The organism is Cupriavidus sp. 09_S30 (assembly GCF_056930435.1).
Map to the genome: position 1 here is coordinate 4,118,952 of NZ_JBXOWI010000001.1, position 17,735 is coordinate 4,136,686.

The 17,735-nt window shown below is 69.0% G+C and carries 15 protein-coding genes; 13 read left to right on the plus strand and 2 right to left on the minus strand.

Going from position 1 to position 17,735, the window contains the following annotated elements; genetic code table 11:
* From pbpC to AC1Z3O_RS19185, 3 genes are all read left to right on the plus strand, one after another.
* On the plus strand, positions 1-2,256 hold the full coding sequence (gene pbpC, locus AC1Z3O_RS19175) for a penicillin-binding protein 1C (protein WP_483517285.1): 2,256 nt from the start codon (positions 1-3) through the stop codon (positions 2,254-2,256).
* 166 nt (positions 2,257-2,422) lie between these two features.
* Positions 2,423-3,388, plus strand: coding sequence for a delta(1)-pyrroline-2-carboxylate reductase family protein (locus AC1Z3O_RS19180; RefSeq protein WP_483517286.1), 966 nt, complete (start codon positions 2,423-2,425; stop codon positions 3,386-3,388).
* Between the two features lie 184 nt (positions 3,389-3,572).
* Positions 3,573-4,295, plus strand: a complete 723-nt coding sequence (locus AC1Z3O_RS19185) for an OmpW/AlkL family protein (protein WP_483517661.1) — start codon at positions 3,573-3,575, stop codon at positions 4,293-4,295.
* A gap of 71 nt (positions 4,296-4,366) precedes the next feature.
* On the opposite strand, the gene AC1Z3O_RS19190 is transcribed toward AC1Z3O_RS19185, so the two are convergent.
* A complete protein-coding gene (locus AC1Z3O_RS19190; RefSeq protein ID WP_483517287.1) occupies positions 4,367-4,567 on the minus strand; it encodes a heavy-metal-associated domain-containing protein in 201 nt (66 codons plus the stop codon).
* A 191-nt stretch (positions 4,568-4,758) separates the two neighbouring features.
* Between AC1Z3O_RS19190 and AC1Z3O_RS19195 the strand changes: the two genes are divergently transcribed.
* The 3 genes from AC1Z3O_RS19195 to AC1Z3O_RS19205 all read left to right on the plus strand — a co-directional run bounded on the left by AC1Z3O_RS19195 (position 4,759) and on the right by AC1Z3O_RS19205 (position 8,684).
* Complete coding sequence (locus AC1Z3O_RS19195) at positions 4,759-7,218, plus strand: heavy metal translocating P-type ATPase (RefSeq protein WP_483517288.1); 2,460 nt, start codon at positions 4,759-4,761, stop codon at positions 7,216-7,218.
* Entirely contained in the window at positions 7,215-7,676 is a 462-nt protein-coding gene (gene cueR / locus AC1Z3O_RS19200) for a Cu(I)-responsive transcriptional regulator (protein ID WP_483517289.1), read from the plus strand. The genes AC1Z3O_RS19195 and cueR overlap by 4 nt, the downstream gene beginning before the upstream one ends.
* Positions 7,677-7,757: 81 nt before the next feature.
* On the plus strand, positions 7,758-8,684 hold the full coding sequence (locus AC1Z3O_RS19205; protein WP_483517290.1) for a lysophospholipase: 927 nt from the start codon (positions 7,758-7,760) through the stop codon (positions 8,682-8,684).
* A 33-nt stretch (positions 8,685-8,717) separates the two neighbouring features.
* Here the strand turns inward: AC1Z3O_RS19205 and AC1Z3O_RS19210 are convergent, their stop codons facing one another.
* Entirely contained in the window at positions 8,718-9,596 is an 879-nt protein-coding gene (locus tag AC1Z3O_RS19210) for a LysR family transcriptional regulator (protein WP_483517291.1), read from the minus strand.
* Between the two features lie 354 nt (positions 9,597-9,950).
* Here AC1Z3O_RS19210 and AC1Z3O_RS19215 point away from each other — a divergent pair, with 354 nt between their 5' ends.
* From AC1Z3O_RS19215 to AC1Z3O_RS19245, 7 genes are all read left to right on the plus strand, one after another.
* Positions 9,951-11,564: a GMC family oxidoreductase gene (locus tag AC1Z3O_RS19215; protein ID WP_483517292.1), complete on the plus strand. Its 1,614-nt coding sequence runs from the start codon at positions 9,951-9,953 to the stop codon at positions 11,562-11,564.
* Positions 11,565-11,913: 349 nt separating this feature from the next.
* Positions 11,914-12,690: an ABC transporter ATP-binding protein gene (locus AC1Z3O_RS19220; RefSeq protein ID WP_483517293.1), complete on the plus strand. Its 777-nt coding sequence runs from the start codon at positions 11,914-11,916 to the stop codon at positions 12,688-12,690.
* A gap of 30 nt (positions 12,691-12,720) precedes the next feature.
* Positions 12,721-13,452 (plus strand): ABC transporter ATP-binding protein, encoded by a 732-nt coding sequence (locus AC1Z3O_RS19225; protein ID WP_483517294.1) that lies wholly within the window; start codon positions 12,721-12,723, stop codon positions 13,450-13,452.
* A gap of 79 nt (positions 13,453-13,531) precedes the next feature.
* Complete coding sequence (locus AC1Z3O_RS19230; protein ID WP_483517295.1) at positions 13,532-14,740, plus strand: ABC transporter substrate-binding protein; 1,209 nt, start codon at positions 13,532-13,534, stop codon at positions 14,738-14,740.
* Between the two features lie 209 nt (positions 14,741-14,949).
* Positions 14,950-15,834: a branched-chain amino acid ABC transporter permease gene (locus AC1Z3O_RS19235; protein ID WP_483517296.1), complete on the plus strand. Its 885-nt coding sequence runs from the start codon at positions 14,950-14,952 to the stop codon at positions 15,832-15,834.
* Positions 15,835-15,881: 47 nt separating this feature from the next.
* Complete coding sequence (locus AC1Z3O_RS19240) at positions 15,882-16,889, plus strand: branched-chain amino acid ABC transporter permease (protein ID WP_483517662.1); 1,008 nt, start codon at positions 15,882-15,884, stop codon at positions 16,887-16,889.
* A 418-nt stretch (positions 16,890-17,307) separates the two neighbouring features.
* Positions 17,308-17,730, plus strand: a complete 423-nt coding sequence (locus tag AC1Z3O_RS19245) for a hypothetical protein (protein ID WP_483517297.1) — start codon at positions 17,308-17,310, stop codon at positions 17,728-17,730.
* Positions 17,731-17,735: the final 5 nt, after the last annotated feature.

Consider the following 17,735-nt stretch of genomic DNA (forward strand, 5'->3'; position numbering starts at 1 on the left):
ATGCGGCGCACGCCTGTGCGGGCGGTGGCCGCGGCCTGCATGCTGGCGTGGGCGCTGGCGGCCGCGCCGGCCCGCGCGGTGCCCGCGTTCGAGACGGTCAAGGCCGGCTGGCGCAGCGCCGATGTGACGGTGGTCGACCGCTACGGCGAGCCGTTGGCGCGCGTGCGCGAGGATTTCCAGGCGCGCCGGGGCGACTGGGTCACGCTGGAGGACATCTCCCCGGCCATGCGCGATGCCATCGTGCTGTCCGAAGACCGCCGCTTCTATGCGCACAGCGGCATCGACTGGCAAGGCGTGGCGGCGGCCGCCTGGGCCAATCTGTGGAATACGCGCACGCGTGGCGCGTCGACGCTGACCATGCAGCTGGCCGGCCTGCTCGACGACGACCTGCGCCGCAATGCCGGCCAGCGCAGCCTTGGCCAGAAGCTGGGACAGGCCGCCGCCGCCGCCTCGCTCGAACGCGGCTGGAGCAAGACGCAGATCCTCGAGGCCTACCTGAACCTGGTGCCGCTGCGCGGTGAGCTGGTGGGGGTGTCGGCCATGTCGCAGGCCTTGTTCGGCAAGCTGCCGAGCGGGTTGGACGCGCGCGAATCCGCGCTGGCCGTGGCCTTGGTGCGTGCGCCCAACGCGCCCGTGCGGCGGGTGGCACAACGCGCCTGCGGCATCCTGCGCGAGATGAAGCGGCCCACCGAATGCACCGGCCTGGATGGCTTCGCCGAGCTGGCCCTGCTGCGCAGCAGCCGCGTGCTGCCGGAGGCGGGTGGCGCACGCGCTGCACTGGCGCCGCACCTGGCCCGCGCGGCACTGGCGCAGCTGCGTGGCGAGGCCCCGCAGGCGCCGCTGCCGGCGAGAGTCGCCACCACGGTCGATGCCGGCCTGCAGCGCGAGGCCCAGGCCAGCTTGCAGCGCCACCTGCGCGAGTTGGCCGGGCGCAATGTCGAGGACGGCGCGGTGGTGGTGCTGGACAACGCCAGCGGCGAGGTGCTTGCCTATGTGGGTTCCTCGGGCGCGCTGTCGGCGGCGGCGCAGGTGGACCATGCCGTGGCGCCGCGCCAGGCGGGCTCCACGCTCAAGCCCTTCCTGTATGAACAGGCGCTGGAAGAGAAGCGCCTGACCGCGGCCTCGCTGCTGGACGACCGGCCGGTCAACCTGCCCACCGGCGGCGGCCTCTATGTGCCGCAGAACTACGATCACCGCTATGCGGGCTGGGTCAGCATGCGCGCCGCGCTGGCCTCGTCGCTCAATGTGCCGGCCGTGCGCACCTTGGTGATGGTGAGCCCGCACCGCTTCCGCCAGCGCCTGGTGGCGCTCGGCCTGCCGCTGGCCGAGGCCGGCGACTACTACGGCTACAGCCTCGCGCTGGGCAGCGCGGACGTGCCGCTGCTGGCGCTGGCCAATGCCTATCGCGCGCTTGCCAACGGCGGGCGCTACGGGCCGGTGCGCATGCGCGCGGCGGCGGACCCGGCGCCGACGCGACAGGTGATGTCGCCCGCGGCCAGCTACGTGATCGCCGACGTACTGTCAGACCGCCATGCGCGCGCGCGCACCTTCGGCCTGGACAGCCCGCTGACCACGCGCTATTGGACTGCGGTCAAGACCGGCACCAGCAAGGACATGCGCGACAACTGGTGCATCGGCTGGTCGCAACGCTACACCGTGGGCGTGTGGGTGGGCAATGCGAACGGCACCAGCATGCACGAGGTGTCGGGCGTGTCGGGGGCCGCACCGGTCTGGCACGAGGTGATGGACTACCTGCACCGCGCCCGGCCGAGCGCACCGCCCGCGCTGCCTGCCGGCGTGCAGCGCGTGGCGCTGCGCTTCGACGACGAACTGGAACCGGCGCGCGAGGAGGTCTTCCTGGCCGGCACGGCGCTGACGCGGGTACGCGTGTCGGGCGAGGCCGGCAACGCCGGCAATGCGCTGCAGGCTGCGCGCGGCGGCGCCGATGCCGGCGTGGCCAGCATCGCCACCCCGGCCGATGGCACCATCTTCGCGCTCGATCCCGATATCCCGCCGGCTTCGCAGCGGGTCTGGCTGCGCGCGGAGGGCGCCGGCGGCGCGCCGGCGCAGCGCGTCAGCTGGCGCCTGGACGGCAAGCCGTTGGCGCGCGGCGCGGAGGTGAGCTGGCTGCCCTGGCCGGGCCGCCACCAGTTCGAACTGGTGGCCGTGGATGGCCGCGTGCTCGACAGAGTCGGCGTCGAGGTGCGCGGCGCCACCGTGCGCGAGCCGGGCCGAAGCCGCCAGCCGGCGCGTTAAGCCGCGCCACCGCCGGCGCCCATCGGGCAAGGACTGGCCGGGGAGGGGCCGGGGTGGCTGGCCGCTTATGGCGCACATGGGGCGCACATGGCCGATAATCGCGGCTCGCTCGCGCGAACGTCGCACCACGCTCGCGCGGTCCGCAGATCCCTTCGCGAGGCCCGCCATGTCATTCGCCGTTCTCGACGCCGCCAGCACCGCGGCACGCCTGCCCTATCCCGAACTGGCCCGCGCCATCGCCGCCATGCTGGCCGAACTGCGCGCCGGCACGGCCACGGCGCCGCCGCGCATCGCGCTGCCGGTCGGCGATGCCGAGCGCGGCGCGGGCACCCTGCTGGTGATGCCGGCCTGCAACCGCGAGCTGGTGATGACCAAGAACATCACCGTCCATCCAGACAACCCCGGCCGGGGCCTGCCCAACATCCTGGGCGAAGTGCTGGTGGCCGATGCCTGCACCGGCGAGCGCATCGCCATGCTGGACGGCCCAACTGTCACCGGCCGCCGCACCGCGGCCGTCTCCCTGCTGGCGGCGCAGACGTTCGCCGCGCGCCCCGATGGCGAACTCTTGATCGTCGGCGCCGGGGTGCAGGCGATGACCCATCTCGAAGCCTTCCTCGCCGGCCTGCCGGTGCGGAGAGTCTGGCTGCATTCGCGCACGCGCACCAAGGCCGAGGCGCTGGCCGCGCATGCACGCGCGCTGGGCGCCGAGGCCGAGGTGGCGGAATCGGTGGCGGCGGTGTTGCCGCGCGTGTCGATGGTCGTCACGGTCACGTCGAGCCGCAGCCCCGTACTGCCCGACCTCGATTCCGGCCTATGGCGTGATGAGCACTTCATTGCGGCCGTCGGCGCCTTCCGTCCCGAGATGTGCGAGCTGCCGCCCGCACTCTGCCTGGCGGCGCAGGCCGCCGGCAGGTTGCTGGCAGACACCCTGTTCGGCATCGAGGAGGAAGCCGGCGACCTGCTGCAGGCCGGCGTGGACTGGGCGCGGGTGCAACCATTCGAAACCGCCATCCTGCAGGCGGACGCGATTCGCGCGCGCGCAGGCAGTCCCCTGGTGTTCAAGAGCGTGGGCTACGCCTTGTGGGATCTGGCGGCCTGCGTCCTGGCCAGCCGGCAGGGTGCCCAAGGGTAAACCGTCGCAAATAGTTAACAGTCTGAGGGCTTGCCGCGTGAATATTCGCCAATTTCTTACAGGTTAACCCTAGATTTAGGCGAGTCATTCTACGATTCACTCCGCGCTTTGAAACAGTCCTACGAAAGCAGACGGGATAATGCGCGCTCGCAGTAATCAAGAAGACGGAGTGTGAGGAATGACAATGAAGTACAAGAACAAGAAGATGCTGATGGCAGCTGCGGCCATGCTGGTGGCCGGCGCCGCCCAGGCACAATCCGCGGGTAGCAATCTCATCAGCCTGGGCTGGTTCCGAGTGATGCCGACGGGGTCAGCGGATCCGCTGACGCTCGACAGCGTCAACGGCATCCCCTTCGGCCAAGTACAGTCGGGCACCGGCGCCAAGGTGGAAGCGGCCGATACGCTGGGCATCGCGTTTACGCACTTCTTCACCGACAACATTGCGGGCGAGATCGTGGCCGGCGTGCCGCCCAAGCACGACATCACGGGCGAGGGTGTGTTCGCCCAGTACGGCAAGCTCGGCTCGGTGCGCCAGTGGAGCCCGGCGGTGCTGGTGCAGTATCACTTTTTCGATGCCAAGGCGAAGATCCGCCCCTATGTGGGCATCGGCGTGAACTACACCTGGTTCACGGAAGCACAGGTCACCAACCAGGCTTTCGTCAGCGGTGTCTATGGCCAGGGCGCGACCTTGAGCGCAAGCGCCAAGCCGTCGTGGAACCCTGTCTTCAACATCGGCGCCAACTACGCCATCAATGACAACTGGTTCGTCGGCCTGTCGGTGTCCTACCTGCCGCTGTCGACCACGGCGACCTTCACGACGCAGCGCGGTCCGCTGACCCTTGTCTCGCACACCAAGATCAAGATGGATCCGGTGGTGACCTATCTGAATGTGAGCTACCGCTTCTGATGCCTGCCCACATCTCAAAAAAAAAGCGCCCCATCGGGCGCTTTTTTTATTGCCTCGGGCAAGCGGGCCGGTCAGCCGCCCGACGTGATTGGATAGCCGGCCGCTTCGATGGCCTGGCGCAGCGCCTGGACGTCGGCGCTGCTTTGCACCTTGACGGCCTGGGTGGCGACGTCGGCCGAGACCTGGGCGGCGGGATCGAGGGCCTGCACGGCGCGCGTGATGGCGCCGACGCAGTGGCCGCAGGACATGCCTTCTACCTGGAACTGGATCATCTGGATTCTCCGGATCGGGTGGGAAATTCGGGTGGGAAATCGGATCAATGGCATTAGTGTGGACCTTCCCACGGTGGGAAGCGCAAGCTCCATTATCCATGTGATGCATGCAATTCTTGCGTTGCGGCCTTGACCTTCCCATCATGGTAAGGTCCATGCTAAGTCCGTCTCAACAGAGGAACCGACGAACCATGACGACAAGTGCTTCTTCTTCCCTGTCGCCGGCCGAGTGGCGCCTGCCGATCGAAGGCATGACCTGCGCTTCCTGCGTGCGTCGCGTCGAGAACGCCCTGGCCAAGGTGCCGGGCGTGCGCGACGTGGCCATCAATCTCGCCACCGAGCAGGCCACCCTGCACGCTGACGACGGCACGGTGCTGCCGGCCGCCGCGCGCGCGGTCGAGCAAGCCGGCTATGCCGTGCCGCAAGACGAGATCGAGCTGGGCATCAGCGACATGAGCTGTGCCTCCTGCGTGGGCCGGGTGGAACGCGCGCTGCGCGCCGTGCCCGGCGTGCTCGACGCCCAGGTCAACCTGGCCACCGAGCGCGCCACCGTGACCGTGCTGCGCGGCACGGCGGACGCCGGCACGCTGGTGCAGGCGGTGACGCACGCGGGCTACGGCGCCACGCCGCGCACCGCGCAGGCGGCCGCGGGCGAGCCGCGCGCGGCGTTCTGGGACGGTCCCTGGCCGGTGGTGCTTGCGGCCGCGCTGTCGCTGCCGCTGATGGCGCCGATGGTGCTCGAATGGTTCGGCGTGCACTGGATGCTGCCCGGCCATGTGCAGTGGCTGCTGGCCACGCCGGTGCAGTTCGTGTTCGGCTGGCGTTTCTACAAGGCGGGCGCCAAGGCGGTGCGCGCCGGCACTGGCAATATGGACCTGCTGGTGGCGCTGGGCACTTCGGCAGCCTACGGCCTGTCGGTCTGGCAGACGCTGACCGCCCAGGCCGATGCGATGCCGCACCTGTACTTCGAGAGCGCCGCCGTGGTGATCACGCTGGTGCGGCTGGGCAAGTGGCTGGAGGCGCGCGCCAAGCGCCAGACCGCGGACGCCATCCGCGCGCTGGCGGCGCTGCGTCCGGACACCGCGCGCGTGCGCCGCGACGGCGCCGAGGTGGCGGTAGCGCTCGACGCGGTGAGAGTCGGCGACGAGGTCGTGGTGCGGCCCGGCGAGCGCATTCCCGTGGACGCCACGGTGATCGAGGGCCGCAGCCATGCCGACGAATCGATGCTGACCGGCGAAAGCCTACCGGTGCCCAAGCAGCCCGGCGACCGCCTGACCGGCGGCGCGATCAACCAGGAGGGACTGCTGGTGGCGCGCACCGAGGCGATCGGCGCAGAGACCGTGCTGGCGCGCATCATCCGCATGGTCGAGCATGCCCAGGCCGCCAAGGCGCCGATCCAGCGCATGGTGGACCAGGTCAGCGCGGTCTTCGTGCCGGTGGTGCTGGTGCTGGCGCTGCTGACGCTGCTCGGCTGGGGCCTGGCGGCCGGCGACTGGCAGGTCGGCCTGATCAACGCGGTGACGGTGATGGTGATCGCCTGTCCGTGCGCGCTCGGCCTGGCCACGCCGGCGGCCATCATGGCCGGCACCGGCGCGGGCGCGCGCGCAGGCATCCTGATCAAGGACGCCGAGGCGCTGGAGGTCGCGCACCGGGTCAAGGTGGTGGCCTTCGACAAGACCGGCACGCTGACTGTAGGCCGGCCCCGCGTGGTGGCGCTGCGCGCCGCCGATGGCGAGGGCGCGCCGGCCGAGACCGCGCTGCTGGCGCGCCTGGCCGCGCTGCAGGCAGGCAGCGAGCACCCGCTGGCCCACGCCGTGCTGGCCGCCGCGCAGGCACGCGGCATCGCCGTGCAGCCGGCGGCCGAGCTGCGCGCGCTGCCGGGACAGGGGGTGGCGGGCAACGTGGACGGCCTGGCACTGCAACTGGGCAGCGAACGGCTGCGTGAGTCGCTGGGCGCGCCGGCCGGTGCGCTGGAGGCCGAGGCCCAGGCGCTGCGCGAGGCGGGCCGCACCGTGTCGTGGCTGTTGCAGACCACGCCGCCGCGCGTGCTGGGGCTGGTCGGCTTCGGCGACGAGATCAAGCCTGGCGCGCCGGCCGCCATCGCCAGGCTGCGCGCGGCCGGCGTGCGCACCGTGATGCTGACCGGCGACAACCGCGGTGCCGCCGCACAGGTGGGCCGCACGCTGGGGCTGGATGAGGTGCAGGCCGAGGTGATGCCGCAGGACAAGGCGGCGCACGTGGCTGCACTGGGCGGCGACGGCACCGTCGTGGCGATGGTGGGCGACGGCATCAACGATGCGCCAGCGCTGGCCGCCGCCAGCGTCGGTATCGCCATGTCCACCGGCACCGATGTGGCGATGCAGGCGGCCGGCATCACGCTGATGCGCGGCGACCCGTCGCTGGTGGCCGATGCGCTGGCGATCTCGCACCGCACCGTCAGCAAGATCCGGCAGAACCTGTTCTGGGCTTTCTTCTACAACGTGATCGGCATCCCGCTGGCGGCGGCCGGTCTGCTCAACCCCATGCTGGCCGGCGCGGCGATGGCATTCTCCAGCGTCAGCGTGGTCGGCAACGCGCTGCTGCTGCGGCGCTGGCGCCCTGCATCGGTACCGGCTGCGGCAGCGGCCGGCAGCGGCAAGGAGACGGCATGAATATCGGCGAAGCGGCGCAGGCCTCCGGGGTCTCCGCCAAGATGATCCGGCACTACGAAGCGATCGGCCTGCTCGATGCGGCACCGCGCAGCGAAGGCGGCTACCGCCGCTATGACGAACGCGCGGTGCACACCTTGCGTTTCGTCCGGCGTGCCCGTAATCTCGGTTTCCCGCTGGATGAAATCCGCGCGCTGCTGTCGCTGTGGCACGACCGCGCGCGCGCCAGCGCCGACGTCAAGGCGCTGACGCTCAGGCACGTGGCCGAGCTGGACCAGCGCATCGCAGAACTGCAATCAATGCGCGATACCCTGAGCCAGCTGGCGCATGCCTGCAGCGGGGATGACCGGCCCGACTGCCCCATCCTCGCCGACATGGCAAACGAGGGAGGAGCGCAGGGGCAAGGAAAGGCAGGGGACAGCGTGGCCGATGGCGCGCCGTGCGCGGCCTGCGGCAGCTGACAGCGCCTGGTCGATGCCCGCGGCGGGCGCCGCGGCCCTGGACAGCCGGGCAACAGTGGCAACCGTGGAGAGAGGGAAGGGATGGAGCAATCGACTACCGCTGCCGGCTCCGTGCCGCCCGATGGTGCCGCTGCCACGGGCGGCGCGGCGTGCGCGCCGCTGCAGACCCACCAGCGCATGCGCGACGGCACCGAACTGCTGCTGCGCACCTGGGAGCCCGATCCGCGCCAGTATCCGGCGCCGCTCGGCTGCCTGCTGCTGGTGCACGGACTGGCCGAGCACAGCGGCCGCTACCAGCATGTGGCGGAGGTGCTGTGCGGCCTCGGCCTGCGCGTGCGCGCCTATGACCAGCGCGGCCAGGGCGCCAGCGGCGGGGCACGCATGGTGGCCGACCACCCCGACGTCTTCCTCTCGGACCTTGCTGAAATTTACGATGCCGCTGCGCAGCAGTGGCATGAACTGCCCTTCCTGCTGGGCCACAGCATGGGCGGCCTGGTGGCGGCGCGCTTCGCGACCGAACGGGTGCGGCCGATCCGCGCCCTGGTGCTGTCCTCGCCCGCGCTCGCGCTGCGCCTGGGCAGCGCCGCGCTGACATTGCAGCGCATCCTGCTGACGCTGGCGCCGCGCCTGCGTGTGCCCAATCCGATCGACCCGCGCGCGCTTTCGCATGACCCGGCGGCGGTGGCCGCCTACCGTACCGATCCGCTGGTGCAGACCACCATCAGTGCGGGCATGCTGGAGGTGTTCCTGCGCGGCATGCCACGCGCCCAGGCCGACGCGCCCAGGCTGGAAGCGCCGATGCTGATGCTGGTGGGCGGCGCGGACCGCGTGGTCGATCCCGCCGGCAGCCGCCGCTTCTTCGACAACGCGCCGCCTGACCTGCGCCAGATGGCCTGGTTCGACGCGGGCTACCACGAGGTGCTGAGCGAAGCCGAGCCGCTGCGCGGCGAGGTGATGGCGACGCTTACCGACTGGTTGCGCGCACGGCTGGCCCAGCCGGCTGCTTGAGCGCGGCGCGCCGCGCGCCGCATCAAAGCGGCTTCAAGGCTGGAAGACCGACTCGGTCACGCCGAACAGCGCGGCGATGGCAGGCTCGCTGCGCCGTTCGGCCAGTGTGACCAGCGTCAGTTCGGCCTGCACCGACATCTCTTCGAGCACCACCAGGCCGTGCGCGTGCGATTCGCGCAGCGCGATCGCGTCGCGCACCAGCGATAGTCCGACACCGGAACGCACCAGGTCCAGCATCGACGCTTCCTGGTCCACCTGCGCCACCTTGACCGGCACCGCGCCCGCGCTGGCGAAGCGCGCCGACAACAGGCGGTTGTGCGCCGACTCGGGCGGCGTCCAGATCCATGGCAGCGCCGCGAGCTGCGCCCAGGAGCGCCCGGCGGTGCGTTCACGCCAGCCCTTGGGCGCCACCACGTAGTAGCGGACCGGCGTGAGCGCGAGCGCATGGAAGACCGCCTCGGCAGGCCGCCCGAGATAGAAGCCCACGTCGAGCGTGCCGGCGCGAACCTGCTGCAGCACCCAGCCGGACATGCCGTGGCGCAACTCGGTGCGGATCTGCGGATAGCGCTCGACCAAGGCGCGCAGCGTGACGCCAAGCCGTGTGAATTCGGGGTCGAGGATGGTGCCGATGGCAAGCTGTCCGCGCACTGCGTGATGCATGGCGCCGACCGTGTGCTGCAGGTCGCCCGCGGCCTCGAGAATGCGCTCGGCCAGCGGCAGCAGCACCGCGCCGTCCGCACTCAGCACGAGGCCGCTGGCGGTGCGCCGGAACAGGCGGATGCGCCAGGCCGTCTGCAGATGCTTGAGCTGCAGGCTGACAGCGGGCTGCGTCAGGTGCAGCCGCTGCGCGGCACGGGTGAGGTTGCCTTCGCGGGCGACGGCGACGAAGGCGCGCAGGTGATGAAGGTCCACGGCGGAAGCGGGTGCGCGCGGCGCAGGCGGCGTCGCCAGGACTGGCCCCGGCAGCGACCCATTGCACCGCAATATTTTGCATTGCTTATATTGCGCTTGACGATAAATCATTGGACGCCCGCGCGCAAATGCGCGACGCTTTGCATCGCCGTGTCCTCCCGCACAGCGCGCCATGCCGGACGGGCAGGGTGGAACCGCAGCGGGCGGCGGCGGTCATTACAAGGCGCAAAGAAGCCTGCCACAGCCGCGCGTGCCATACACGCCGATATAGGCACCGAGATGCGCGCCGAAAATGTGCGCGGAGGCATCGCCTGAACACGATGCGCAGGACTGGCTGGATGTGAAAAGGGAAACATGGAGACCTACGACTACATCATCGTCGGCGCCGGCTCGGCCGGCTGCGTACTGGCCAACCGCCTGACGCAGGACAGCGACGTCAATGTGCTGCTGCTCGAGGCGGGCGGCAAGGACGACTATCACTGGATCCATATCCCGGTGGGCTACCTGTACTGCATCGGCAACCCGCGCACGGACTGGCTGTACCGCACCGCCGCCGAGCCGGGCCTGAACGGCCGCTCGCTCGGCTATCCGCGCGGGCGCGTGCTGGGCGGATCGTCGTCGATCAACGGCATGATCTATATGCGCGGGCAGCGCGAAGACTATGACGACTGGGCGCGCATCAGCGGCGACGATGGCTGGCGCTGGGACAATGTGCTGCCGCTGTTCCGGCGCAGCGAGGACCACTACCGCGGCGCCAGCGAGTTCCACGGCGCCGGCGGCGAATGGAGAGTCGAGGCGCAGCGCTTGCGCTGGGAAGTGCTGGAGCGATTCATCGACGCGGCCGAGCAGGCGGGCATTCCGCGCACCGACGACTTCAACCGTGGCGACAACTTCGGCGTCGGTTATTTCGAGGTCAACCAGCGGCGCGGCATCCGCTGGAACACCTCGAAGGCCTTCCTGCGCCGCGCCTCCGAGCGGCCGAACCTGACCATCATCACCGGCGCCCAGGTCAGCGAGCTGAGCTTCGACGGACAGCGCTGCCAGGGCGTGCGCTTCATCGGCGGCGGCCAGCAGCAAGAGGTGCGCGCCCGGCGCGAGGTCATCCTGGCGGCGGGCGCGGTCAACTCGCCGCAGCTGCTGGAACTGTCCGGCATCGGCCAGCCCGAGCGCCTGCAGGCACTCGGCATCGCCGTGCGGCAGGCGCTGCCGGGCGTCGGCGAGAACCTCCAGGACCACCTGCAGCTGCGCATGGTGGTCAAGGTGGACGGCGTGCGCACGCTCAACACGCAGGTCGCGCACTGGTGGGGCAAGCTGGGCATCGGCCTGCAGTACGTCTTCAACCAGAGCGGCCCGATGAGCATGGCGCCGTCGCAGCTCGGCGCCTTCGCGCGCTCGGATCCCGGCCAGGCGCGGCCCAACCTCGAGTATCACGTGCAGCCGCTGTCGCTCGACAAGTTCGGCGATCCGCTCCATGCCTTCAATGCCTTCACCGCCAGCGTCTGCAACCTGCGCCCGACCTCGCGCGGCAGCGTGCACATCGACGGCGCCGACTTCCACCGCCCGCCGGTGATCGCCCCGCGCTACCTGTCCACCGAAGACGACCGCAAGGTGGCGGCCGAGTCGCTGCGCCTGACGCGGCGCATCGTGGCGGCGCCGGCACTGGCACCCTTCAACCCGCAGGAATGGCTGCCCGGGCCCGGCTTCGATTCTGACGAGGCGCTGGCGCAGGCCGCCGGCCAGATCGGCACCACCATCTTCCATCCCGTGGGCACCTGCCGCATGGGCCGCGCCGATGACGAGCAGGCGGTGGTGGATCCGCGCCTGCGCGTGCGCGGCGTGGCCGGGCTGCGCGTGGTGGATGCCTCGGTGATGCCGCTGATCACCTCGGGCAATACCAACTCGCCGACCATCATGATTGCCGAGCGGGCCAGCGACATGATCCGCGAGGACTGGCGCCGTACCACCTGAACGTGGGGCACGTGCCCGGCGGCCTGCCGCCGTCATAAACATGACACGTGGTTCATGTTTCATGATTAGTGCAAACCCGGATGTTTTGCGACGCAGCAGGCGCACACAATAGACGCCTCAAGCCGTGCAGCAGCCTGCACACGCGGTCTGCGGCCGATCGCTGAAGACGAGTGCCCCCGGCGGCGCTGCATGGCGGCAAGAAAAATAAGAGAGGTGCGGCGCGCGGCCAAGGCGCACCGCACACGGTCGAAGCGCGGACAAGACGTCTATGCGACGCGGCGCAACGGTTCCAACCATTTGTCAGTGCCGGGCACGAGCCGGCATCCAGCAAGAGGGCGGGCAGGAGACTATGAATCAGCAGGACACCATCCTGGAAACACGGAACCTCACCAAGGAGTTCAAGGGGTTCACCGCCGTCAGCGACGTCAGCCTGCGCGTGCGCCGCGGTGCCGTCCACGCGCTGATCGGTCCCAATGGCGCGGGCAAGACGACCTGCTTCAACCTGTTGACCAAGTTCCTGGAGCCGACCTCCGGCACCATCCTGTTCAACGGCATCGATATCACGCGCGAGAAGCCTGCCCAGATCGCGCGCCGCGGGGTGATCCGCTCCTTCCAGATCTCGGCGGTGTTCCCGCACCTGACCGCGCTGGAAAACGTGCGCATCGGCCTGCAGCGCCAGCTCGGCACGGCCATGCATTTCTGGCGCAGCGAACGCTCGCTGGACGTGCTCAACGATCGCGCGATGGAGCTGCTGGATCAGGTCGGGCTGACCGAGTTCGCCAGCACGGTGACGGTGAACATGCCCTACGGGCGCAAGCGCGCGCTGGAGATCGCCACCACGCTGGCGATGGAGCCGGAGCTGATGCTGCTCGACGAGCCCACGCAGGGCATGGGCCACGAGGACGTGGACCGCGTCACGCAGCTGATCAAGAAGGTATCGGCCGGCCGCACCATCCTGATGGTCGAACACAATATGAACGTGGTCTCGTCAATCGCCGACAAGATCACCGTGCTGCAGCGCGGCGCCATCCTCGCCGAAGGCCCCTACGCCGAGGTGTCGAAGGACCCGCGCGTGATGGAAGCCTATATGGGCACGGCCGACGCCGAGCTGCAGGGCGCCCACTGAACACCGCGAACACTGCGAGAGGAAAGCGACATGAGCACGCAAGTGGGCACGCAAGGCACGCCCGCGCTGGAGATCCGCGATCTGCACGCGTGGTACGGCGAATCGCACATCCTGCACGGCGTCGACCTGACGGTGAACCGTGGCGAGGTGGTGACGCTGCTCGGGCGCAACGGCGCCGGGCGCACCACCACGCTGCGCGCCATCATGGGCCTGACCGGCGCGCGCAAGGGCTCGATCAAGGTCAACGGGCGCGAGACCATCGACCTGCCCACGCACAAGATCGCGCATTGCGGCATCGGCTACTGCCCGGAGGAGCGCGGCATCTTCTCCAGCCTGTCGTGCGAGGAGAACCTGCTGCTGCCGCCCCACCTGAAAGGGCAGGGCGAGGGCATGAGCGAAGCCGAGATCTACGAGATGTTCCCCAACCTGAAGGAGCGCCGCCAGAGCCAGGGCACGCGGCTTTCGGGCGGGGAGCAGCAGATGCTGGCGGTCGGGCGCATCCTGCGCACGGGCGCGAACCTGCTGCTGCTCGACGAGATCTCGGAGGGGCTGGCGCCGGTGATCGTGCAGGCGCTGGCACGCATGATCCTGACCTTGAAGAAGAAGGGCTACACGGTGGTGATGGTGGAACAGAACTTCCGCTTCGCCGCGCCGCTGGCCGACCGCTTCTACGTGATGGAGCATGGCGCCATCGTCGAGCGCTTCGCCGCCGACGCGCTGCAGGAAAAGATGCCGGTGCTGCATGAACTGCTTGGGGTCTGATCCGCGTTGTCGGGTCACAGGCAAGGTGCAAGAGCAGGAATCGGCGGCGCGGATGCCGCCGCAACTCAGGAGATATGCAATGAAGATGACTCGGCTGGCGGCCGCGATGGCTGCCTTGGCAATGGGCACGGTATCGGGTATGGCAGCGGCACAGGTGTCGGGCGATGCCGTCAAGATCGGCTTCATCACCGACATGTCGGGCCTGTACGCGGACATCGACGGCCCCGGCGGTCTCGAGGCCATCAAGATGGCGATCGAAGATGCCGGTGGCAAGGTGCTCGGCAAGCCGATCGAGCTGGTCTCGGCCGACCACCAGAACAAGGCCGACATCGCGGCTTCCAAGGCACGTGAATGGATGGACCAGCAGGGTCTCGACCTGCTGGTCGGCGGCACCAACTCCGCCACCGGCCTGGCCATGAACAAGGTCGCCTCCGAGAAGAAGCGCGTCTACTTCAACATCGGCGCGGGCACCGCTCGCCTGACCAACGAAGAGTGCACGCCCTACACCGTGCACTATGCCTATGACACCGTGGCGCTGGCCAAGGGCACGGGCAGCGCGGTGGTCAAGCAGGGCGGCAAGTCGTGGTTCTTCCTGACCGCCGACTACGCCTTCGGCCACTCGCTGGAGAACGACACGGCCGCGGTGGTGAAGGCCAACGGCGGCACCGTGGTCGGCTCCGTGCGCCACCCGCTGTCGGCCTCTGACTTCTCCTCCTTCCTGCTGCAGGCGCAGTCGTCGAAGGCGCAGATCCTGGGCCTGGCCAACGCCGGCGGCGACACCATCAACGCGATCAAGGCGGCCAAGGAATTCGGCATCACCAAGACGATGAAGATCGCCGGCCTGCTGATGTTCATCAACGACATCCACAGCCTGGGACTGAAGAACACCGAAGGCCTGCTGATGACCGACAGCTGGTACTGGGACATGAACGATGAGTCGCGCAAGTTCGCCAATCGCTTCTTCGGCAAGATGAAGAAGATGCCAAGCAGCCTGCAGGCGGCCGACTACTCGGCAGTGCGCACCTACCTGAAGGCGGTGGAAGCGGCCAAGACCGATGATCCGGACAAGGTCATGGCCGAGCTGAAGAAGATGAAGATCAACGACTTCTACACCAAGGGCTACATCCGCCAGGACGGCCGCAACATCCACGATATGTACCTGATGCAGGTGAAGACGCCGGCCGAGTCGAAGAAGCCCTGGGACTACCTCAAGGTGGTGGCGACCATTCCGGGCGAGCAGGCCTTCACCACGGTGGCCGAGTCGAAGTGCCCGCTGCTGAAGAAGTAAAGCGGCTGCATGTGAGGCAGTGCGCATCGCCGGCGACGGCGATGCGCGGGAATGGATCCTGCGAAGCCTGACAGGCGGCGCAGGAAGGGAAAACGGGCCGATGCCGCCGCGGGCGGGCGAGGGCGCGCTTTCCCGGCGCCCGCCGCTGCGGCGGGGCAAGGAGTGCCGCGCACAGCGGCGCGATACAGCGATAAACGGCGATACCCGCGATGGACATCTTCGGTATACCTCTGCCCGCCATGCTGTCCCAGCTGCTGCTGGGGCTGGTCAACGGTGCCTTCTACGCGATGCTGAGCCTGGGCCTGGCGGTGATCTTCGGCCTGCTCAACGTCATCAATTTCGCGCACGGCGCGCTGTTCATGCTCGGCGCCGTGCTGGCCTGGATGGGCATGGAGTACGCCGGCCTGAGCTACTGGTGGATGCTGGTGCTGGCACCGCTGGCCGTGGGGGTGCTGGGCGTGGTGATCGAGCGCACCATGCTGCGCTGGATCTACAAGCTCGACCACATCTACGGCCTGCTGCTGACGCTGGGGATCACGCTGGTGGTCGAGGGCGTGCTCCGCTCGATCTTCGGCGTCTCCGGACTGCCGTACTCGCCGCCCGACGCACTGCAGGGTGCCACCGACCTGGGCTTCATGATCCTGCCGAACTATCGTGCCTGGGTCGTGGTGGCCTCCATCGTGGTGTGCCTGGCGACCTGGTACATCATCGAGAAGACCAAGCTCGGCGCCTACCTGCGCGCGGGCACCGAGAACCCCAAGATGGTCGAGGCCTTCGGCGTGAACGTGCCGCTGATGGTCACGCTGACCTACGGCTTCGGCGTGGCGCTGGCCGGCTTCGCCGGCGTGCTGGCCGCGCCCGTGATCCAGGTGTCGCCGCTGATGGGCCAGCACCTGATCATCGTGGTCTTTGCGGTGGTGGTGATCGGCGGCATGGGCTCGATCATGGGCTCGATCATCACCGGCCTGGGACTGGGCGTGATCGAGGGATTGACCAAGGTGTTCTATCCCGAGGCTTCGTCCACGGTGGTGTTCTTCATCATGGTGATCGTATTGCTGCTGCGGCCGGCCGGCCTGTTCGGGAGGGAAAAATGACGAGCGGGCGCACGGGGCAGGCGGAGCAGGCAGGCGTGACGGCCAGCATGGCCGGGGCGGGTCAGGCAAAAGAGGGGCGAGGCGTGCAGAAGAAGATTTGGTATGGATTGCTGCTGGCGGGGCTGATCATCGCGCCGCTCGCCGGCGCCTATCCCGTGTTTGTGCTCAAGGTGTTGTGCTTCGCGCTGTTCGCGTGCGCCTTCAACCTGCTGATCGGCTATACCGGGCTGCTGTCCTTCGGGCACGCTGCCTTCTTCGGCGGGGCGAGCTACGCGGCGGGCTACGCGATGAAGGCCTGGGGTGTGACGCCGGAAGTAGGGCTGCTGCTGGGCACCGTGGTGGGCGCGGCCATCGGCTACGTGGTGGGCGCGCTGGCGATCCGGCGCCAGGGCATCTACTTCTCGATGATCACGCTGGCGCTGGCGCAGATGCTGTACTTCTTCTGTCTCCAGGCGCCGTTCACCGGCGGCGAGGACGGGCTGCAGGGCGTGCCGCGCGGCAAGCTGTTCGGCGTGCTGCCGCTGGACAGCGACATGACGCTCTACTACGTGGCGCTGGTGATCTTCGTGCTGGTCTTCGCGCTGATCGTGCGCACCGTGCACTCGCCCTTCGGGCAGATCCTGAAGGCCATCAAGGAGAACGAACCGCGCGCGGTCTCGCTGGGGTACGATACCGACCGCTTCAAGCTGCAGGCCTTCGTGCTGTCGGCCGCGCTGTCGGGGCTGGCCGGGGCGATCAAGGCGCTGGTGCTCGGTTTCGCGACCCTGAGCGATGTGCACTGGTCGATGTCGGGCTCGGTGATCCTGATGACCCTGGTGGGTGGCCTGGGCACGCTGTCGGGGCCGCTGGCCGGTGCCTTCGTGGTCGTGGCGCTGGAGAACAAGCTGGGCGATATCGGCAGTTTCCTGGCCTCGGTGACGGGCGCCGGCTGGTTCAATGCGCTGGGCGAGTCGGTCACCACCGTGACCGGCGTGATCTTCGTCATCTGCGTGCTGACCTTCCGCCGCGGCATCATGGGGGAACTTCTGGCACGCCTGGGACGGAAGCCGGAGTGATGTTTTTCAGACATGCCCGATTTTGGGGCTAGGGTTTTTGCTAGCTTGTCCCGAACGCACCGCTTCGTTACATTCCATATACGGTTTTCGCAGATTACTTGGAGGCGGAAGCGAGGAGACGATAGGCGCGCACCCGGTGTCGGGTCGCTGTGCCAATAAAATAAAGGGCGTTGTCGAGTGATCCTCGGCAACGCCTTTTTTCATTGTGCGGCGCCTTTCAAGGCACATTAAGCCGCCAGTCTGCACGGATGTGGTGCATTCTCCACAAGTGGCCCCCGAGCCCTGTGAGACAATGCGGGCTTGCCGCGGACCTCCGATGTCTTCCTCACCGCTTTCCCCGCCCACTCCCGCTTCCGCATTCCCTTCCTCGGCGTTGCCGGTGCCGATCGTGCGCCCGGCTGTCGCCGCCGATATTCCCATGTTGGCGTCCTGGCTCGACCAGGCCCGGCCGCTGCCGGTGCCGGAGCAGCGAGGCCGTGCGCTGCTGCTCGAGGCCGTGCTCGGCCGCGCGGAGCAGGGGGGCTGCCTGCTGCTGGAGCGGGATGGCCGGCTGTCCGGCTGCCTGCCGTTCAGCCTGGTGCCCAGCCTGGCGCTGGGCGGGCTGGCCGCGCTGGCCCTCGAGTGGTGGGGGGGCGACGAAGATGCCGAGGGTGGCGCCAGTGCGGACGGGCTTGCTGCCTGCTGCGAGGTGCTGGCGGACTGGTGCCGCGCGCACGGCATCCGCCACCTGCTGCTCGCGCCCGGGCTAGTGGGGGCGGCCGCGCCGCCAGCCGGCTTCGCGCCGGACGCGGCGGGCATGTGGCGCCGTGCGCTGACGCCTGCCACAAAGCGGCTGGGCTGAAGCCG